This window comes from Nocardiopsis flavescens, from assembly GCF_900141985.1.
GTDB lineage: Bacteria > Actinomycetota > Actinomycetes > Streptosporangiales > Streptosporangiaceae > Nocardiopsis > Nocardiopsis flavescens.
Map to the genome: position 1 here is coordinate 908863 of NZ_FQZK01000001.1, position 17990 is coordinate 926852.

General features: G+C 76.4%; 16 protein-coding genes. 6 read left to right on the forward strand and 10 right to left on the reverse strand.

The window, feature by feature from the left end; translation table 11 throughout:
• Window positions 1-88 precede the first annotated feature (88 nt).
• Window positions 89-1693, forward strand: a complete 1605-nt coding sequence (locus tag BUE45_RS04125; RefSeq protein ID WP_084736863.1) for a glycoside hydrolase family 10-like protein — start codon at window positions 89-91, stop codon at window positions 1691-1693.
• An 81-nt stretch (window positions 1694-1774) separates the two neighbouring features.
• On the opposite strand, the gene BUE45_RS04130 is transcribed toward BUE45_RS04125, so the two are convergent.
• The gene (locus BUE45_RS04130) at window positions 1775-2533 is read right to left on the reverse strand and encodes a thioesterase II family protein (RefSeq protein ID WP_073375051.1); all 759 of its coding nucleotides are present in this window, start codon (window positions 2531-2533) and stop codon (window positions 1775-1777) included.
• Window positions 2534-2755: 222 nt separating this feature from the next.
• On the opposite strand from BUE45_RS04130, the gene BUE45_RS04135 reads away from it, so the two are divergent.
• On the forward strand, window positions 2756-3058 hold the full coding sequence (locus BUE45_RS04135) for a hypothetical protein (RefSeq protein ID WP_073375053.1): 303 nt from the start codon (window positions 2756-2758) through the stop codon (window positions 3056-3058).
• Between the two features lie 367 nt (window positions 3059-3425).
• Here BUE45_RS04135 and BUE45_RS04140 read toward each other — a convergent pair whose 3' ends face one another.
• Together BUE45_RS04140 and BUE45_RS04145 are read right to left on the reverse strand one after the other, a co-directional pair.
• A complete protein-coding gene (locus BUE45_RS04140; protein ID WP_073375055.1) occupies window positions 3426-5192 on the reverse strand; it encodes an ABC transporter ATP-binding protein in 1767 nt (588 codons plus the stop codon).
• 136 nt (window positions 5193-5328) lie between these two features.
• The gene (locus tag BUE45_RS04145; RefSeq protein ID WP_073375057.1) at window positions 5329-7086 is read right to left on the reverse strand and encodes an ABC transporter transmembrane domain-containing protein; all 1758 of its coding nucleotides are present in this window, start codon (window positions 7084-7086) and stop codon (window positions 5329-5331) included.
• 307 nt (window positions 7087-7393) lie between these two features.
• Between BUE45_RS04145 and BUE45_RS04150 the strand changes: the two genes are divergently transcribed.
• The 3 genes from BUE45_RS04150 to BUE45_RS04160 all read left to right on the forward strand — a co-directional run bounded on the left by BUE45_RS04150 (window position 7394) and on the right by BUE45_RS04160 (window position 9893).
• On the forward strand, window positions 7394-8398 hold the full coding sequence (locus tag BUE45_RS04150) for an ABC transporter substrate-binding protein (RefSeq protein WP_073375060.1): 1005 nt from the start codon (window positions 7394-7396) through the stop codon (window positions 8396-8398).
• Window positions 8399-8511: 113 nt separating this feature from the next.
• On the forward strand, window positions 8512-9156 hold the full coding sequence (locus BUE45_RS04155; RefSeq protein WP_073375063.1) for a TetR/AcrR family transcriptional regulator: 645 nt from the start codon (window positions 8512-8514) through the stop codon (window positions 9154-9156).
• Complete coding sequence (locus tag BUE45_RS04160; protein ID WP_073375065.1) at window positions 9153-9893, forward strand: DUF4097 family beta strand repeat-containing protein; 741 nt, start codon at window positions 9153-9155, stop codon at window positions 9891-9893. Before BUE45_RS04155 ends, BUE45_RS04160 begins: the two co-directional genes overlap by 4 nt.
• 28 nt (window positions 9894-9921) lie before the next feature.
• On the opposite strand, the gene BUE45_RS04165 is transcribed toward BUE45_RS04160, so the two are convergent.
• From BUE45_RS04165 to BUE45_RS04185, 5 genes are all read right to left on the reverse strand, one after another.
• Window positions 9922-10731, reverse strand: coding sequence for an IclR family transcriptional regulator domain-containing protein (locus BUE45_RS04165; RefSeq protein ID WP_073375067.1), 810 nt, complete (start codon window positions 10729-10731; stop codon window positions 9922-9924).
• Between the two features lie 319 nt (window positions 10732-11050).
• Complete coding sequence (locus BUE45_RS33745; RefSeq protein WP_218619484.1) at window positions 11051-11563, reverse strand: DoxX family protein; 513 nt, start codon at window positions 11561-11563, stop codon at window positions 11051-11053.
• Window positions 11560-12429, reverse strand: a complete 870-nt coding sequence (locus BUE45_RS04175) for a dioxygenase family protein (protein WP_073375069.1) — start codon at window positions 12427-12429, stop codon at window positions 11560-11562. The genes BUE45_RS33745 and BUE45_RS04175 overlap by 4 nt, the downstream gene beginning before the upstream one ends.
• Complete coding sequence (locus BUE45_RS04180) at window positions 12413-13348, reverse strand: citryl-CoA lyase (RefSeq protein ID WP_245832759.1); 936 nt, start codon at window positions 13346-13348, stop codon at window positions 12413-12415. The genes BUE45_RS04175 and BUE45_RS04180 overlap by 17 nt, the downstream gene beginning before the upstream one ends.
• On the reverse strand, window positions 13338-14501 hold the full coding sequence (locus tag BUE45_RS04185) for a CaiB/BaiF CoA transferase family protein (RefSeq protein WP_073375071.1): 1164 nt from the start codon (window positions 14499-14501) through the stop codon (window positions 13338-13340). The genes BUE45_RS04180 and BUE45_RS04185 overlap by 11 nt, the downstream gene beginning before the upstream one ends.
• Window positions 14502-14735: 234 nt before the next feature.
• Here BUE45_RS04185 and BUE45_RS04190 point away from each other — a divergent pair, with 234 nt between their 5' ends.
• Window positions 14736-16232, forward strand: a complete 1497-nt coding sequence (locus tag BUE45_RS04190) for an amidohydrolase family protein (RefSeq protein WP_073375439.1) — start codon at window positions 14736-14738, stop codon at window positions 16230-16232.
• Between the two features lie 208 nt (window positions 16233-16440).
• Here BUE45_RS04190 and BUE45_RS04195 read toward each other — a convergent pair whose 3' ends face one another.
• Both BUE45_RS04195 and BUE45_RS04200 read right to left on the reverse strand, forming a co-directional pair.
• Window positions 16441-17145 carry a TetR/AcrR family transcriptional regulator gene (locus BUE45_RS04195; protein ID WP_073375073.1) on the reverse strand — a complete coding sequence of 235 codons (705 nt, stop codon included), beginning with the start codon at window positions 17143-17145 and terminating at the stop codon, window positions 16441-16443.
• Window positions 17146-17208: 63 nt separating this feature from the next.
• Window positions 17209-17844 carry a 5' nucleotidase, NT5C type gene (locus BUE45_RS04200; RefSeq protein WP_084736864.1) on the reverse strand — a complete coding sequence of 212 codons (636 nt, stop codon included), beginning with the start codon at window positions 17842-17844 and terminating at the stop codon, window positions 17209-17211.
• Between the last annotated feature and the right edge of the window lie 146 nt (window positions 17845-17990).

The window sequence follows — 17990 nt, forward strand, 5'->3', positions numbered from 1 at the left end:
CCTCTGCGTGTCCAAAATGTTATGCAATGACCTACTCTGATGCCTGGTGCGCCGCTCGGCGCCCCCAGCCAGGCCCCGAGGAGGTCATGTGGCACCCGGTCGACACAGCACCCGCCCCGCTCCCCGCCCCTACCGGAAGTGGGCGGCCTTCGGCGCCGCCGCCGCGGTGGTCGCCGCCGGATACGTGGTCGCGGGCGCCGCGGACACCCCCGCGCCCGGCCCCGGCTCCTCCCTGTGCCGGGCCGCCGACGACAAGCGGGAGATGCGCGGCGCCTGGCTCACCACCGTGGGCAACATCGACTGGCCCTCCGAGCCCGGCCTGTCGGCCGGGGAGCAGCAGGAGGAGCTGGACGCCCGCCTCGACGAGGCCGCCGACCTGGGCCTGAACACCGTCTTCCTGCACGTGCGCCCCACCACCGACGCGCTCTACGAGTCCGACCTGGAGCCCTGGACGCGCTACCTCACCGGCGAGCAGGGCGGCGACCCCGGCTACGACCCGCTGGAGTACGCCGTGGCCGGCGCGCACGAGCGCGGCTTGGAACTGCACGCCTGGTTCAACCCCTACCGGGTCGGCATCTCCTCCGACCTGGAGACCCTCGCCGACGACCACCCCGTCAAGGACAACCCCGACTGGATGGTCCGCTACGGCGGCGAGGGCTTCCTCGACCCCGGGAACCCCGAGGTGCGGGGCTGGGTCACCGACGTGATCATGGACGTCGTGGACCGCTACGACATCGACGGCGTCCACTTCGACGACTTCTTCTACCCCTACCCCAAGGAGGGGGAGGAGTTCGGCGACGACGACTCGTGGGAGGCCCACGGCGACGGCTTCGAGGACCGCGACGACTGGCGCCGCGACAACGTCGACCGCTTCGTCGCCGGGATCCACGAGCGCATCGAGGACACCAAGCCCTGGGTCCGGTTCGGCATCTCGCCGTTCGGCATCTGGCGCAACTCCGGCAGCGACCCCGCCGGCTCGGACACCGACGGCCTGGAGTCCTACGCCGCCCAGCACGCCGACACCCGCACCTGGATCCAGGACGGGACCATCGACTACGTGGTGCCCCAGCTGTACTGGGAGCGCGGGTTCGGCGCCGCCGACTACGAGGTCCTCACCGACTGGTGGGCCGACCAGGTCGAGGGCACCGGCGTGGACCTGTACGTCGGCCAGGCCGCCTACCGGGTGGGCGAGCCGGGGTGGGGCGAGAGCTCCCTGACGGACCAGCTCGACTACTCCGACGGTGTGGAGGAGGTGGGCGGCGACGTGTACTTCTCGTTCACCTCGCTCACCGAGGAGGCCGCCGACGCCTTCGCCCACCTGGCCGGGGAGTACTACACCGACCCGGCGCTGCCGCCGCTGGGCGACGTGGCCCCCGACACCGACCCGGAGGTCGGGGCGGTGCGCGGCCTGAGCGCCGAGACCGGCGGGGAGGGCACCGAGCTGTCCTGGGACGCCCTGGACGGCGCCCGCTCCTACGCGGTGTACCGCATCGACGCGGACCGGGCGCGGGCGGTCGCCGCAGGCGGGGTCGAGGACGTGTGCGAGGCGCTGACCTCCGAAGCGCTGCTCGGGGTCACCGGCACGCCCTCGTGGACGGACGGCTCCGACGGCGAGGGGGCGTACGTGGTCACCGCGCTGGACCGGTTCCGGATCGAGGGCCCGGCCGCCGACCCGGTCGACCCGCGCGCCTGACCGGAAAGCGAGCCGTGCCCTCGTGCCCGGCCGGGGAGGGCACCGCGCGGCCCCGGAGGCGACGTCCCCCGACGGCACCGGTCAGGCTCCGCCCGCGAGGTCGCGGGCGACGATGCGCAGCACCTCGGCCCGCCGCCGCACCGGGAAGAAGTGGTCGCCGGGCAGCACCTCCAGGACGTGCCCCCGGGTGGTGAACGCGCCCCAGCCGTCCACCTCGGCGGGGGCCACCGAGGGGTCGTCGGCCCCCGCCAGCGCCGTGACCGGCACGTCCAGGGGAACGGGGTCCCCGGGGCGGTAGGCGGCGATGTTGCGGTAGTCGGCCCGCACGGCGGGCAGCACCAGGGACCGCAGGTCGGGGTCGTCCAACAGGCCGGGGGGCGTGCCGCCGAGCTTCTCGATGACGGCGACCAGCCCGTCGTCGTCCAGCAGGTGCACCCCGGAGGCGGTGCCCTCCCGGCCCGGCGGGCGCCGCGCCGACGCGAACAGGCGCACCGGCGGGCCCAGCGGCCCGGCCGCCAGGCGGAGGGCGGTCTCGTAGGCGACCAGCGAGCCCATGCTGTGGCCGAACAGCGCGTAGGGCCCGGTCAGGTGGCCCTCCAGCGCCGCCGCCGCACCGTCGGCCAGGTCCTCCAGGCGCTCGGGCAGGGGCTCGCGCAACCGGGTCTCGCGGCCCGGGTACTGGACGGCGGCCAGCGCGTACTCCGCGGGCAGGTCGGCCGACCAGTCGCGGTAGAAGTTGGCCGTGCCGCCCGCGTGGGGGAACAGCACCAGCGTGGTCCGGGCGTGCGGCCTGTCGTGGAAGCGACGCAGCCAGGGCGTTCCCGTCGCGGGAGGGGTCATCGCGGCCCACCGGCCTTTCCGTGTCCGTGGCGGGGCGGCGTCCGCCCCGGTGCATCAAAGCAGCCGCGCCGGGGCCCCTCGACGCCGGGGCGGGGTCGGGCCGGTCACGGCGGTCGTCCACGGATTCGGGTTTTCCCCGCCGCTCCCGCCCCCGACCGGCAAGAATGGGGGCCGGAGACGAACGACGCCCCGCACCCGCGCGGGCAACGACGGGGGGACGCCGTGACGCACGCATCCGAGGAACCCGCGTACGAGGCGCGCAGCCGCGCCGCGGCCCTGCTGCCCCGGCTGGTGGCCGCCGAGTCCGAACACCGTCTTCCACCGGTCGAATGGCTGCTGGACCGCGACGGCGGGCTGCACGGCACCGCCTCCCGGGGAGGCGCGGAGGCCGCGTACGCCTGGGCCGACTTCTTCGGCGGCTCCGTGCGCGAGGACGAGCGGGGCGGGGTGCACGGGCGGCCGACCCTGCTCACCGGCCTGGACGACTACCGCGGGGTCCGGGTGGTCGTCCGCACCAGCGGCTGACCGCCCCGGAACACCGGGCCGCCCGCCGCGGGCCGGGGCACCGGCGGGCACCGCCGACGGACCACGGGCCCGCCGGGCGGCGTCCGGCATCCGCCCCAGGCCGGGAAGGCAGCGGCCTCCCTACGCCGGGGCGGCTGAGGCGATCGTCGTCGGCCACGCCCGCGGGGACGGAGGGATACGTTTCCCCGGGGCACCGGCCCGCCACCGGTCCGGACACACCCACGGACGGCCGTGCCCCGCACGGGCCCGCACCGGACGACAGCACCGGCCCGGGACTGCGGCGGGCACCGCCGACGGACCACGGGCCCGCCGTTCCGCTCCGGGAGCGGAACGGCTCCCGGCGGGCCTCCCCGCGCGGGTCACGGGGTCAGGCCGAGCCCTGCCAGCTGCGCCACAGGTCGGCGTAGCGTCCCCCGGCCGCCACCAGCCGCTCGTGCGGGCCCTGCTCCACCACCCGGCCGCGGTCCATCACCACCACCCGGTCGGCGGCCTGCGCCTGGGTCAGCCGGTGCGCCACGACCAGCGTGGTGCGCCCCTCGGTGGCCGCCAGGGAGGCCCGCTCCAGGCGCCGCGCCCCGGCGCTGCCCGCCTCCGCGGTGGCCTCGTCCAGGACGGCCACCGGCGGGTCGGCCAGCACCATCCGGGCCAGGGCCAGGTGCTGGGCCTGCTCGGCGGTCAGCGCGTGCCCGCCCTCCCCGACCACGGTGTCCAGCCCCTCGGGCAGCGCCCGCACCCACGCGAGCGCGCCCACCCGCTCCAGCGCCTCCTCGGCCTCGGCGGCGCCCGCCTCCGGGCGGGCCAGCCTCAGGTCCTCCAGGAGGGTCCCGGCGAACACGTGCGTCTCCTGGCTCACCAGGTACACGTGCCCGCGCAGCAGCCGCTCGCCCAGGTCGGCCAGCGGCACGCCGCCCAGGTGCACCTCACCCGTGTCGGGGACGCGCAGGCCCGTGACCACCGCCGCCAGCGTGCTCTTTCCCGCGCCGCTGGCGCCCACCAGCGCCACCCGCTCCCCGGGGGCGATCTCCAGCGACACCCGGTCCAGGGCGGGCGGGGTGTCGGGGCCGTACCGGTGCCCGACCCCCTTGACCCGCACCGACCCGTCCTGCGGCTCGCGCGCGTGCTCGGGCTCGGCGACCTCGGGCAGGTCCACCACCCCGGCCAGCCGGGCCAGGCTCGCCCCGGCCGACTGCACCTCGTTGAAGTTCATGACCAGGAACATCATCGGCCCGAACAGCCGGTGGAAGTACAGGGCCGCGGCGGTCACCGCGCCCACGGTCACGAGATCGCCGCGCGCCAGCCAGAAGCCCGTGACCAGCACCATCGTCAGGCCGACGCACTCGGCGGCGTTGAGCCGCGACCCGAACCGGGTGAGCAGCCGGAACACCGACACCGTGATGTCCATCGCCGCCAGGGAGCGGTCGGAGACCCGGCCCTCGTGCTCCTCCTCGCGCCGGTAGGCGCGCACCGCCGACCGCCCGCGCAGGGCGCCCATCATGGCGTGCGACCGCTCGCCCATCGCGATCCGCTCGCGGGCGTAGTAAGGGCCCGAGATCGGCAGGTACCAGCGGGCCGCCCACACGTACACCGGCAGGGCGCACAGCCCGGCCAGGCCCAGCCGCCAGTCCAGGGCGGTCATGCCGGCCGCCGTCGACAGCACCATGGCCAGGGCGATCACCACGTCGGGGCCGTTGCGGGCGATCCCGGTGGTGACCACGGCGACGTCGTCGCCCACCCGGGCCAGCAGGTCGCCGATGCGCACCCGCTCCACCTGCGCGGCGGGCATGTGCAGGACCCGGTCCATCACCCGCTCGCGCAGCCGCGCCAGCACGCGCTCCCCGGCCCGGGTCACCAGCCAGGCGCCCAGGCCGGTGAACAGGCCTCCGGCCAGCGCCGCCGCGGCGATGGTCACGGCCGCGCGCAGCACGGCGTCCAGCCCGGCGCCGTCGGTGATGTCGTCCACCATGACGCCCAGCGTCCAGGGGGCGACCAGGCCCACGGCGCTGCCCGCCAGCACCACGACCAGGGACAGGGGGGTGCCCCATCCGCTGCGCCGCACCCCGTCGCCGAGCACCGCCCAGGTGCGCCGGGCCGACGCGGTGGGCAGCAGCTCCGCGTGTTCGTCGGTCGCGCTCACGCGGCCACCGTCCTCTCCGTCGCGGGCGCGCCCGCGTGCTCCACCGCCGCCGCCGGACCCGTACCGCTCGCCCGGGCGGCACCCACCGGTGCCGCGGACCCGCCGGCGGCGGGGGTCGCCGTGTTCCAGGGGGAGGTCACCGGAGCACCGCCTCGGCGTACCCGGAGTCCCCGCGGACCAGGTCGGTGTGGGTGCCCAGCGCCCGCACCCGGCCCTCCTCCAGCACCACCACCCGGTCGGCGCGGGCCAGCAGCGCCGGGCTGGAGGCCACCACCAGGGTGGCCCCCGCCGGGGCGCGGTCCGCGCGCGCCCGGGCCAGCCCGCGCGCGATCGCCTCCTCGGTGACGGCGTCCACCGCCGTGGTGGGGTCGTGCAGCACCAGCACCGGCGGGTCCGCGGCCAGGGCGCGGGCCAGGGCCGCGCGCTGGCGCTGCCCGCCGGACAGGTTGGCCGCCCGGTCGGCCACGGGCCGGTCCAGGCCCAGGGAGTGCCCGCTGACCAGGTCCTCGGCGGCGGCGGCGCGCAGCGCCTCGTGCAGGTGCTCCTCGCCGCGGTCGGTGCCGGTGGCCAGGTTGGTGCGCAGCGTGCCCTCGAACAGGGTCGCCCCGTGCTCCTCCACCAGGACGGCGGTGCGCAGCGCGGCCAGGTCGAGTTCGTGCACGGGGACCCCGCCCACGGCGGCCCGGCCGGCCTCGACCTCCTCGGGCACGGCCCGGCCCGACAACAGGTCCAGCAGCGCCTCGGCGTCTCGGGGGTCGGTGGCCAGCACGCCCACGGTCTCGCCGGGGGCCAGGGTGAGGTCGACCCCGCGCAGGGTGCGGTAGGAGACGCCCTCCAGCGCCACCACCGGCTCGGCGTGCACCGGCCGTCCGCCGGGGGCGACGGCGGCCGGGGCGGTCAGCAGGCGCACCAGGCGCCGCGCCGAGGCGCGGGAGGTGGCGAAGACCTGGCCGACGATACCCAGCCCCTGGACGGGTTCGGCCAGGAACTGCGCCAGCCCGACCACGGTGATCAGCTCGCCGATGCTCAGCCGCCCCCGGAGCGCCATCCACCCGGCGACGGCGGCGACGGCGGCCAGGAACAGCACGCCCGCGGCCGACACCATCCCCCGGTACACGCCGTTGCTGGCGGCGGCCGACACCGAGGCGGTGAGGGCCTGCCCGCTGGCGCGGCGGTAGCGGTCTGCGGCGGCCGTGCGCGCGCCCATGCCCATGAGCACGCGCAGCCCCCCGACGAGGTCGGTGGCCAGCGCGGTGGCCCCGGCGGCGGTGGCCTGCTTGGCCTCGCTGCGCCGGGTGATGCGGGCGGCGGGGAAGCGCAGCAGGAACATCATCAGCGGCACCCCGACCAGGACGCCGATCCCCAGGGGGACGTCGATCGCCAGCAGGGCGACGGTGGTGGCGGTGATCGCGGTGCCCATGGCGATGAGCCCGACCCAGGCCCGCACGTACAGCGAGGCCTGCTCGGCGTCGGAGGTGGCCACCGACAGCAGCTCACCGGCGCGCAGCCCGCTGCGCTCCCCGCGCGGGTCCAGCGCCCGGCGGGCGGCCTCCACCCGCAGCAGGTGGGCCTCGTTCTCGACGGCGCGGACGGAGAACCGGGCGCCGGTGCGGTAGGCCAGCGCCAGCACGGTGAACAGGACGACCATGCCCAGGACGCACAGGGCGAGGGCGCCGGGGTCCCCGGTGGCGACGGCCTGGTCGATGGTCACGCCGATGGCGACGGGGACCAGCGCCTCGGCGAGCTGGTGCAGGGAGTGCAGGACGGTGGCGCAGGCGACGTCGCGGCGGTTGCGGCTCAGGGTGCGCCGGCTCAGCGCCCGCACGTCGGGGGGTACCGGGGTGCTCACGCGGCCGTCCCGTCCGGGCCGGGGCGCACGCCCGCCCTTGAACATGTGGTCATCCGATCATCGTCCCATTCCCCTGTCGTCGTGCCGCGATCAGGCTAGCCAGGCGGCGGCACCCGCGCGAACGGGGCCCCGACCGGCCCGCCGGGGCAGCGCCGCGGACCGGTCGGCCGTGACTCCCGCCACACGTCCGGGCCGCGACGGCCCCCGGGAGGCGCGGGCCACAGCGGTACGCCAGGCCCTGATTAGCGTTTTGCACCCTCTGTGCCGGTTTGCACCCACCCCCGGAGTCCGTCATCCTTGTTCTGCTTAGGCTAGCCTAAGCTGACTACGTCCCTCCCGAGAATGAGGCTCCATGTACCGTGGCCCGCTGACCCGAGGCGGCGCGCTCGCCGCCGGCGCGCTCTCCGTCCTGATGCTCGCCGCCTGCGGCGGCCAGGCCGCCGACGACTCCCCGGACGCCTCGGGCGAGGCCGCGGAGGGCTACCCCGTCACCGTCGACACCCTCTTCGGCGAGGTGACCGTCGAGGACCGCCCCGAGAACGTCGTGGCCACCGGCTGGTCCGACGCCGAGACCGCGCTCGCCCTGGGCGTGCAGCCGGTCGGCGTCGCCGACTGGCAGGGCTACGGCGCCCCCGGCGTCGGCCCCTGGGCGGCGGACCTGTTCGACTCCGAGCCCGCCCAGCTCGACACCATGGAGCCCAACCTGGAGCAGATCGCCGGGCTGGAGCCCGACGTCATCCTGGACACCCGCTCCGACAACAGCCAGGAGCGCTACGACCTGCTTTCCCCCGTCGCCCCGGTGGTCGGCCCGCCGCCGGGCGTGGAGGTCACCTACGGCACCACCTGGCAGGAGCAGACCCGCCAGGTCGCCGCGGTGCTCGACGAGGCCGAGCGCGGCGAGGAGCTGATCGCCGAGCTGGAGGGCGAGTTCGAGGCCCTGCGCGGGGAGAACCCGGACTTCGCCGACGTCACCATCGCCGTGGGCGCCTACTTCGACGGCCAGTACGGCGCCTACGTGCCCGGCGACAGCCGCGTCGACGTCCTCCAGGACCTGGGCTTCGAGTACAAGTCCGAGATCACCGAGATGGCCGACGGCGCGTTCTACGTCGACCTCAGCCCGGAGCTGGTGGAGGTCCTGGACGCCGACCTCACCGTCGTCTTCCCGATCGGCGACACCGCCGACACCCTGCGCGAGGACCCGGTGCTCCAGGGCATCGGCTCGGCGCAGGACGACCGCCTCCTCATCATCGACGACCCGGAGCTGGCCAACGCCTTCTCCAGCGGCTCCACCCTGGGCATCTCGCACGCCCTGGAGGGGATCGTCCCCCTCATCCACGACACCCTCGGCCAGGAGTAGGCCGGGCCCGCGGGGGCCCCGGGGTGTTCCGCCCCGGGGCCCCGCGGTGTTCCGGACCGACTTTTCCATACCCGCGAGTATCGGATACCGGCGGGTATGCTAACCTCGCCGGGATGAGCAACGCCCCGTCCCCCGGCGGCCCCGCGCCCCGGACCCCGCGCGACCAGGTGCGCCGCCGCCTCCTGGACGCCGCCGCCCGGGTGTTCGCCGAGCACGGCTACGCCGGCAGCCGCCTGGACGACATCGCCCGCACCGCCGGGTTCACCAAGGGCGCCGTCTACTCCAACTTCGGCGGCAAGCACGACCTCTTCGCGGCCGTCCTGGGCGAGCGCTCCGCCGCCGAGGCCGCGGCCCTGGCCGAGCGCGCCCGCGGCTCCGACCCCGCCGCCGTGCTGGACGGCCTCGCCCGCGACACCGCCCGCCGCATCACCGGCGACACCGAGCACGGCCGCCTGGGCCTGGAGTTCGCCGCCCACGCCACCCACGACGCCCCCACCCGGGAGGCCGTCGCCCGCATGCGCCGCACCCAGCGCGACGCCGCCGCCGACACCATCGCCCGCCTGGCCGGGCGCGGACTGCCCCTGGCCGCCGACCCCGCCACCACCGCGCTCATCGTGCACTGCCTCACCAACGGCCTGTCCATGGAGCACCTGGCCGACCCCGACGCGGTCGACGCCCGGGCCGTGGAGCGCGCCCTGTCCACCGTCCTGGCGGCGCTCACCGCCGCTCCCCCCACCGAATCCGGAGAACCCGCATGACCCCCCGCCGCCTCGTCACCGCCGCGACCGCCGCCGCCCTGCTGCTACCCCTCACCGCCTGCACCAGCCAGGAGCACGAACCCGAGCAGGCGTCGTTCGCGCTCACCTCGGACGCGCTCACCATCGACGCCGACAAGGGCGGGCTGAGCGTCACCACCGGCGACGTCGAGGAGGTGGAGGTGACCCGGCGGCTCTCCTCCAGCTCCCTGGGCGGCTCCCCCGAGGCCACCTGGGAGCTGACCGGCGACACCCTCGAACTGCGGGTGCGCTGCGCGGTGTTCGGCGACTGCTCCGCCGAGTACGAGGTCGTCGTCCCCGCGGACACCGCGCTGACCCTGCGGACCGGCAACGGCGACGTCACCGCCTCGGGCCTGGAGGGCGCGCTGGCCGTCGACACCGACAACGGCCACGTCTCGGTCTCCGACATCGCCGGGAACCTCACCCTGGACAGCTCCAACGGCGACCTCACCGGCGAGGGGCTCACCTCGGGCCGGGTGGAGGCCGCCACCTCCAACGGCAGGGTCGACCTCGAACTCACCGCGGTCCCCGACGCCGTGGAGGTGCACACCTCCAACGGCGACGCCGACGTCACCCTGCCCGAGGGCGCCTACGACGTGGACGCCTCCTCCGGCAACGGCGAGGTCCTGACCCAGGTGGACACCGACCAGGCGAGCCCGCACCGGGTGGAGGTCCGCAGCACCAACGGCCGCGTCCGCGTGCTCACCGCCTCCTCCTGAGGGGGCGCGGGCCCGCCGCGGCCGGGGCTCAGCCCCGGTCGGTGGACACGACCTCCAGCGGGCGGGCCCGCCACGCCTCCCAGTCGGCGCTGACCTCCCCCGCCGCGGCCAGCAGCAGCGGCAGGTGCCCCTCCACCAGGGTGTCCACCGGGGTCTCGGCGGCGTGCGCGTTGACGTTGACCGCCGCCGTCACCCGCCCCGACCCGTCGCGCACCGGCGCGGCGACCGACCGGATGCCCGGCGCCAGCTCCTCGTCGGTGAGCGCCCAGCCGCGGGCCCGCACCTCCCGCAGGACGGCGTTCAGCTCCTCCCGCTCCAGCGGGCGGTGCGCCCGCACCCCGGCCCGGGAGGGCTCGGCCAGCACCCGGTCCAGCTCACGCGGGGGCAGGTCGGCCAGCAGCACCTTGCCCAGCGAGGTGGCGGCGGCGGGGAACCGGGTGCCGACGGTGACCGCCAGGGTGACCAGCTTGGGCACCGCCACCCGCGCCACGTACACGATGTCGGAGCCGTCGAGCTGGGCGATCGAGCACGACTCCCCGGTGCGCCGCACCAGGGCGCGCAGGTGCGGGAGGGCCAGGTCCCCCAGGTTCTGGGAGCCGATGTAGGCCGTGCCCAGCTCCAGGACGCGGGGGGTCAGGGCGAACGCGCCGTCGTCGGAGCGGACGTAGCCGAGCTGCTCCAGGGTGATGAGGATGCGCCGGACCGTGGGCCGGGCGAGCCCGGTGGCCGCGGCCACCTCCGCCAGGGTCATCGAGGGCCGCCCGGGGCCGAAGCACCGCAGCACGTCCAGCCCGCGCGCGAGCGCCTCGATGAAGTCGGGGGTGCTGTCTCGACGCATGTACGGACTCTCCGGCTCTCTCGGTGGCCGCGCACGGCCCGGTGGTGGACGGCGCGGCGGCGGGGCGCGGGCGGCTCAGGGCACCCCGGGGCGCCGGAACGCGGGCCCGGGGCGGGCGGCGCCGTCCCGGGCGGCCATCGGTCCAGCCTAGCGCCCCGCCCCTCTCTCCCCCGGGGCGGCGCGGGGCCCGCGCCGGGCGGGACCGCCGGCCCGGCGGGCGCCCCCTGCGCCCGGACCCCCGGCCGGCGTCCCGGCCGCACGCCCCCGTCTCCGGAACGCGCACCCCTCCCGCACACCGGGAAGGAGCGGGCACCCTGCCTCAGTCCGCCTCACCGCGGCGCAGCGCCGCCCGGCGGCGCAGCAGCACCGGCAGCGCGGCCGCCAGGCCCAGGCCGACCGCGGCGGCACCCACCCACCACGGGTGCTCCGCCGCCCCCAGCAGGGCGTCCACGGAGTACGCCCCCGGCCCGGTGAACGCCAGCGCCGCGGCCGTCACCCCGTAGGCGAGCGCCACCTCGTACCCGCCCCGGTGCGCCCACAGCCCCTTGTCCGCGTTGGCCGCCCCCGCGACCGCCATCGTCCCGCACACGACCGCCGCCCCCAGCGGCACCGCCGCCCCGGCCAGCAGCAGCACCGCGCCGACGGTCTCCGACGCCGCGGCGACCGCCACCATCGGCCGGGCGGGCCGGAACCCCAGGGTGTGGAACATCCCCGCGGTCCCGGACAGGCCCGCGCCCCGGAACCACCCCAGCGTCTTCTGGGCGGCGTGGCCGAGCAGCAGCAGCGCCAGGGCCGCGCGCAGCAGGAGCAGGCCCGCGTCCACCGCGCTCACCCCCGGGCCGGCTGGAGCGTGAAGTCGAACTCGGCGGTGGCGAACGGCCCGTCCACGCGGGTGCCGTCCGGCGCGGTCCCGGACGCGTGCCGCGTGAACGGGACCACCAGCTCCTCCTTGGTGCCGAACACCACGTCCTCGTCCAGGTGGCGGGTGCCCTCCTCGAAGATGTGGGTGACGAGGCGCTCGTACCCGGCCTCCTCGATGAGGAAGTGGATGTGCGCGGGCCGGAAGTGCGAGATCGCGGTGCGCGAGACCAGCTCCCCCACCGGCCCGTCCATGGGGATGGTGTACCCCAGCGGCACCACCGTGCGCAGGCAGTACCGCCCGTCGGGGCGGGCGCGGTACTTGGCGCGCAGCCGCGCCTCCTCCACCTCCGGCAGCTGGGCCTCGTACACGCCCTCCCCGTCGGCCTGCCACACGTCCAGGACGGCGTCCGGCACCGGCTCCCCGGTCGCCAGGTCGCGCACGGTGCCGTGCACGAACAGCGGCGTGCCGTCGATGCCCGCGGCCATGTCCCAGCCGTAGGGGGCGGGCGGGGACCCGTCGATGTGGAAGGGCCCCAGCACGGTGGCGGGGGTGGCGCCCGCGTCGAACCGGTGGTTCATCTGCACCACCAGCATGCTCAGGCCCAGCACGTCCGAGGCGAGGATGAACTCCTCCCGCTTGTCGTCGCTGATCCGGCCGGTGTCGGCGAGCCAGCGCACCGCGCGCGCCCACTCCGCCTCGGTGAGGCGGACCTCGCGGGCGAACGCGTGCAGGTGGTCCACCAGCGCGGTCATCAGTTCGGCGAGCCGGGGCTCGGCGGCGGTGGCCCACCGCTGCCGGGCCAGGTCGGTGATGTTGTCCTCAGTCGCGTGGGGCATCGTCGTCTCCGGGGGGAAGGCGGGTGGCGTTGCGGTCGACGAGCAGGTAGGCGTCCATGGCCACGGGGTGCTCGCGCTCCTCGGCGAGCTGGCCCAGCAGCCCGCCCGCCCGGGCCAGGAGGGCGAACCCGCGCAGCAGGTCCACCGGCAGGCCCAGGTCGGCCAGGGCCGCCCCGCACACCCCGGCCCCGTTGAGCGGGAGCCGGCGGCCCAGGACGGGCGCGTGGACCCGGCCCACCGCCTGGAACAGGCGCAGGTGCGGGCCCTCCAGGCCCTCCTCGCGGGCGATGCGGACCAGGGCGGGGGTGCGGGGGTCGCGCTCCTTGTGGACGGGGTGTCCCAGGCCGGGGATGATCCGGCGGCCGGCGCGCGCGGCGGTGACGGCCTCCAGGGCCAGGGCGTCCCACCCGGCGTCGTCCGCGGGCGGGTCCCCGGCCGCGGCCAGGGTGTCGGCGAGGAAGCGGCCGGTGTCCTCGGTGACGCCCAGGAACCGGGAGCCGCCGCCCAGCAGTCCGGCGGCCAGGGCCCCCTGGAGGGAGTCCGGGGCGCTGAGGTAGGTGAGGCGGGCCGCGATGGCGGTGGGGGTGAACCCGTGGTCGGCGAGCGCCACCAGGCAGGCCTCGAAGAGCCGCACCTGGCCGGGTCCGGGCCTGCGCCGGGCCACCATCCAGAACACCAGCTCGCCGAACCCCACCCGGCCCATGAGGTCGTCGGCCAGGTCGTGGCCCAGCAGGGTGATGTCCGCGGCGGTGGAGGCGCCCAGGGCGGTGGGGAACGCGGGCGTCCCGGTCCCCGGGGCCGCGCCGCCCGTACGGCCGGGCCGGCCGGCGGGCCCCCGGGAGGCGGCGCCCCCTCCCGCGCCCCCGGGACCCTCGGCCCCGGTGCCCGGGCCGCCGGGCCCCTCGGGTTCAGCGTTCACGGTCGTCCTCCTCCAGCCAGGCGCGGATCTCCTCGGTGTGCTCGCCCAGGCGGGGCGGGGGCAGGTCGTAGCGGGGCGCGCCGCGCGAGAACGAGAGCGGGTTGCGCACCCCCGGCACCGCGTCCTCCCCCTCGCCCGCCGCCACCACCGGCCCCAGTCCCAGCCCCTCGGCGAAGGCGACGCCCTCGGCGACGCTGTTGATGGGCGCGCAGGGCACCCCGGCCGCGATGAGCAGGTCGAACCACGCCGCCCGGGGGCGGGCGGCCAGGGCCCGCACCAGGTGGGGCCGCAGCTCGTCGCGGCGGGCGGTGCGGTCCTGGTTGCGGGCGAAGCGCGGGTCGGCGGCCAGTCCGGGCACCCCCAGCGCGTCGCACAGCCGGGCGAACTGGCGGTCGTTCCCGGCGATGACGATGAGGTCCCCGTCGGCGGTGGGCAGCGGCTCGTACGGGAACAGGCTGGGGTGCGCGTTGCCCATGCGGTGGGGCACCACGCCGGCGGCGGCGTAGGCGCCGCTCTGGTTGACCAGCCCCGACAGGGCAGAGGAGAGCAGGTCCACCGACACGCGCCGGCCCAGCCCCGAGCGTTCGCGCTCGTGCAGGGCCGCCAGGACGCCCACCGCAGCGTGCAGGCCGGTCACCACGTCGAACACCGAGATCCCGGCGCGGTAGGGCGGGCCGTCGGGGTCGCCGGTCAGGCTCATGAGGCCGGAGATCGCCTGCACCATGAGGTCGTAGCCGGGGATGCGGGCGCCCTCCCCGGTGCCGAACCCCGAGATGGAGGCGTACACGACCCGCTCGTTGCCGGCCGCGACGGAGGCGTGGTCCAGGCCGAACCGCTCCAGCGCCCCGGGGCGGAAGTTCTCGATGAACACGTCGCAGCGCCGGGCCAGGGTGCGGGCGGCCTCCAGGTCGCCGGGGTCGGCGAGGTCCAGGACCACCGAGCGCTTGTTGCGGTTGACCGACAGGTAGTACGTGGACCGGTCCCCGCGCAGGGGCGGCGACCACGTGCGGGTGTCGTCGCCGGCGGGCGACTCGACCTTGACCACCTCCGCGCCCAGGTCGGCGAGCAGCATCGTGGCGTAGGGACCCGCCAGGATCCGGGAGAAGTCCGCGACCAGGAGGCCGGAGAGCGGCCCCTGGGTGGCTTCCTGCATCGGGACGACCTTTCGTTGACCGCTCTACGGACGTGCGTCCGCAAATATCGTCGGACGATCGCACCACCGTGTCAAGGGCCCGAAACCCCTCCGAACAGCGGATGAGGGAGCTTCGGGAAAAACAGGCCGACCCCCGTTGACAAGGGGGCCGCACCCGATTCACCCTGGTGGCACCCAAGGAGATCGCTGGGCGGACGAGTGTCCGGCCGGTCCGTGCCCCCGGGAGAGGTCGCCATGACGCACCACCCCTCCGACCACCGGCCCACCCCCGTCCCCGAGCCCGGCCGCCCCCTGGTCTTCCGCGGCGGCACCGTCCTGACCATGGACGACGCCGGGACCGTGCTGACCGGCGCCGACGTGCTCGTGGTCGGCGGGCGCATCGAGGCCGTCGGCCCCCGGCTGGCCGTGCCCGAGGACGCCCGCGAGATCGACGCCCGCGGCGGCATCGTCATGCCGGGCATGGTCGACACCCACCGCCACACCTGGCAGACCGCCCTGCGCGGCTACGGCGCGGACTGGACCCTCACGCAGTACTTCGTGTGGTTCTACCTGGAGTGGGGCCTGCGCTTTCGCCCCCAGGACATCCACGCCGGCAACCTCCTGGGCGCGTGGGAGGCCCTGGACGCCGGGGTCACCACCACCGCCGACTGGTCCCACGGCCTGGCCACCCCCGAGCACGCCGACGCCGCCGTCGACGCGCTGGAGGAGGTCCCCACCCGGTACGTGTTCGCCTACGGCAACATCCACGCGGCCCCGTGGGAGTGGGCGCCCTCCGCCGACCTGCGCTCCTTCCACGACCGCCGCTTCCACGGCCGGGCCGACGACATGCGCGGCTTCCAGCTGGCCTTCGACGTCACGGGCGAGGAGTCCTTCCCCGAGCTGGCCGCCTTCGAGGCCGCCCGGGAGATGGGCGCCGAGGTCACCACCCACGCCGGGGTGTGGGGCGCCACCGGCGACGCCGGGATCCGCCTCATGCACGACCACGGGTTCATGGGGCCGGGCACCGTGTACGTGCACGCCGCGTCCCTGTCCGAGGACTCCTACCAGCGCATCGCCGCCACCGGCGGCTCGGTGTCGGTCTCCACCGAGAGCGAGCAGAGCGCCGGGCAGGGCTACCCGCCGACCTGGCGGCTGCGCCGCCACGGCATCCCCGTCTCCCTGTCCATGGACACCGGCGTGTGGTGGAGCGCCGACCTGTTCAGCGCCATGCGCGCGACGCTGGGGGCCGACCGCTCCCGCGAGCACCTGCGCGCCCACGAGCGGGGCGAGACGGTGACCCACAGCCACCTGCGCGCCGAGCACGTCGTGGGCTGGGCCACCCGCGGCGGCGCCCGCGCCCTGGGGCTGTCCCACGCGGTCGGCAGCCTGGAGCCGGGCCGCAGGGCCGACGTGGTGCTGCTGCGCAACGACACCTCGCCCGCGATGTTCCCCCTGCTCAACCCCTACGGCCACGTCGCCTTCCAGGCCCAGCGGGCGGACGTGCACACCGTCGTGGTCGACGGCCGCGTGGTCAAGCACGAGCACCGGCTGGTCGGCGCGGACATGGCGGCGGTGCGCCGCGCGGTGGAGTCCACCCTGGACTACCTGCGCGAAGTGATGGGCGACCGGGCCTGGGAGCAGGGCATGAACCCGGACGTGCCCGACGCCGAGGTCCTGGACAACCCCTACACCTACACCGGGTTCCGCGACGCCTCCACCCACCGCCGCCGCGAGGGGGCGCCCGAGGCCTGAGGCGGACCGGGACCGGGGCCGCACAGGGCCCCGATCGCACGGGGACCGGGGCCGCACGGAGTCCGGGGTGCGCAGGGGTCGAGACCGCGCGAAGCCCCGATCGCGCAGGACCCCGATCGCGCAGGGGCGGCACAGGACGGGGCCGGGGTGGCGAGCGGGGCCGCTCCGGCCCTCCCCCGTGCCCCCGGGGCCCGCTCTCGGGGGCGGATCAGCCGGCTGCGGGGCGCGGGGCGCCCAGCCGCACCAGCAGCTCGTCCAGCAGGGCGGCCTCGCCGGGGGTGAGCACCCCCCGGGTCCCGTCCCGGGCCAGCAGCGCGCGCAGCGCCCCGGCGTGCGCGGAGGCCCCGCCCCCGGAGGTGCGGGGCGCGTCGGCCACCACGGAGGCCAGCACGGACTCGCGCACCGCCTCGGACAGGCGCGGGTCGTCGGCGCCGCGGGCGACCAGGCCCAGCGCCACGCCCGTACAGCAGGAGTGGATCATGTCGGCGGCGGTGCCGGCGTCCACGGCCAGCCGCCCGGCCTCGGCCACCCGGTCCACCAGGCCGAGCAGGAAGACGCGGGCCCGGGCCGCGGAGTCGCCCCCGTGCGGGGAGCCGGGCGCGTACATGAGCACGTAGTGGGCGGGGTTCTCCACGGCGAAGCGCACGTGCAGGTCCCACCCGGCCCGCAGGTCCTCCACCGGGTCGCCGGAGGGCACCTGGGCCTCCTTGCCGGCGAAGTAGCGCTCGAACCCGTCGGCGGCCACGGCGTCGAGCAGCCCGGCCATGTCGCCGAAGAGCCGGTACAGGGCGGGCGGCTGCACCCCCGCGGCGGCGCTCACCGAGCGGGTCGTGACGGCCTCGCGCCCCTCGCGGGTGAGAAGGTCGGCGGCGGCGCCGATGATGCGGCCGCGGGTGTCCTGCCTGTCTCCCATGCGGCCAGGCTATCAACGCTAACAGGAACCCGTTATCCGCTCTCTCCCCCGGCCGGGGCCGTCTCAGCGGCTCCGCGGCCGGCCCTCCAGCCGGTCCGCCAGCACCCGGGCCAGCCCCGCGCGCCACTGCGACCAGTCGTCGATGCGCGGCCCCGCCAGGAGCCGGTTGTAGTGGCGGGTGAACCGCAGGAGCGACCACCGCGGCCGGACGGCGCCGGTGACCTGCGGCTTGTCGTCGATCAGCACGTCGCCCAGGACCCGTGTCTTGTCCCGTGTGATGACGGTGGCGTCCGCCAGCTCCGCGCCCAGGTGCTCCTGCACCCACCGCAGCTTGTCCGAGGCGCAGGTCGGGTTGCTCAGCCAGGGGCTGGTGCACACCGCCACGTCGATGCCCGCGCCGACCATCTCCCCCACGGCCTCCACCCCGCCCGGCACCGGCTCCAGCGCGGCGAAGAACCCGGGCTCGTCCACCACGGTGACGGTGGCCGCCCGCTCCTCCTCGGAGAACCCGGTGAACAGGTCGAAGCTCTCCCGGCTCCCGGCGTCGGCGACGGGGATGTGGGGGAAGAGGCGCCGCCGCGAGGAGACGAAGTGGTCCTCCCAGCGGCACAGGACGTCGTCCATGTCCACCAGGACGGTGGGCGGGCGCCCCTCCCGCTCGGCGTGCAGGTCCAGGGCGTGCGTCAGGGGATCGCTCATCGGACCATCATGATCCACGGCCGTCCGCCCGCCGGAGCCGCCCCGTCCCCGGCCGTGTGACGCGCGCCGCCGCGGGCCCTCACCGGGCGGCGGGGCGCCGCAGGGCGCGTGGCGCACCCCCGGCGCCGGGGGCCGCGCGTCTCTCG

What these genes read in the sequence shown, in the direction of transcription:
- BUE45_RS04200 (WP_084736864.1), bottom strand. Translation starts at nt 17,844, where the DNA reads ATGAGCGATCCCCTGACGCACGCCCTGGACCTGCACGCCGAGCGGGAG.
- BUE45_RS04150 (WP_073375060.1), top strand. Translation starts at nt 7,394, where the DNA reads ATGTACCGTGGCCCGCTGACCCGAGGCGGCGCGCTCGCCGCCGGCGCG.
- BUE45_RS04130 (WP_073375051.1), bottom strand. Translation starts at nt 2,533, where the DNA reads ATGACCCCTCCCGCGACGGGAACGCCCTGGCTGCGTCGCTTCCACGAC.
- BUE45_RS04155 (WP_073375063.1), top strand. Translation starts at nt 8,512, where the DNA reads ATGAGCAACGCCCCGTCCCCCGGCGGCCCCGCGCCCCGGACCCCGCGC.
- BUE45_RS04160 (WP_073375065.1), top strand. Translation starts at nt 9,153, where the DNA reads ATGACCCCCCGCCGCCTCGTCACCGCCGCGACCGCCGCCGCCCTGCTG.
- BUE45_RS04145 (WP_073375057.1), bottom strand. Translation starts at nt 7,086, where the DNA reads ATGTTCAAGGGCGGGCGTGCGCCCCGGCCCGGACGGGACGGCCGCGTG.
- BUE45_RS04165 (WP_073375067.1), bottom strand. Translation starts at nt 10,731, where the DNA reads ATGCGTCGAGACAGCACCCCCGACTTCATCGAGGCGCTCGCGCGCGGG.
- BUE45_RS04185 (WP_073375071.1), bottom strand. Translation starts at nt 14,501, where the DNA reads ATGCAGGAAGCCACCCAGGGGCCGCTCTCCGGCCTCCTGGTCGCGGAC.
- BUE45_RS04195 (WP_073375073.1), bottom strand. Translation starts at nt 17,145, where the DNA reads ATGGGAGACAGGCAGGACACCCGCGGCCGCATCATCGGCGCCGCCGCC.
- BUE45_RS04175 (WP_073375069.1), bottom strand. Translation starts at nt 12,429, where the DNA reads ATGCCCCACGCGACTGAGGACAACATCACCGACCTGGCCCGGCAGCGG.
- BUE45_RS04190 (WP_073375439.1), top strand. Translation starts at nt 14,736, where the DNA reads ATGACGCACCACCCCTCCGACCACCGGCCCACCCCCGTCCCCGAGCCC.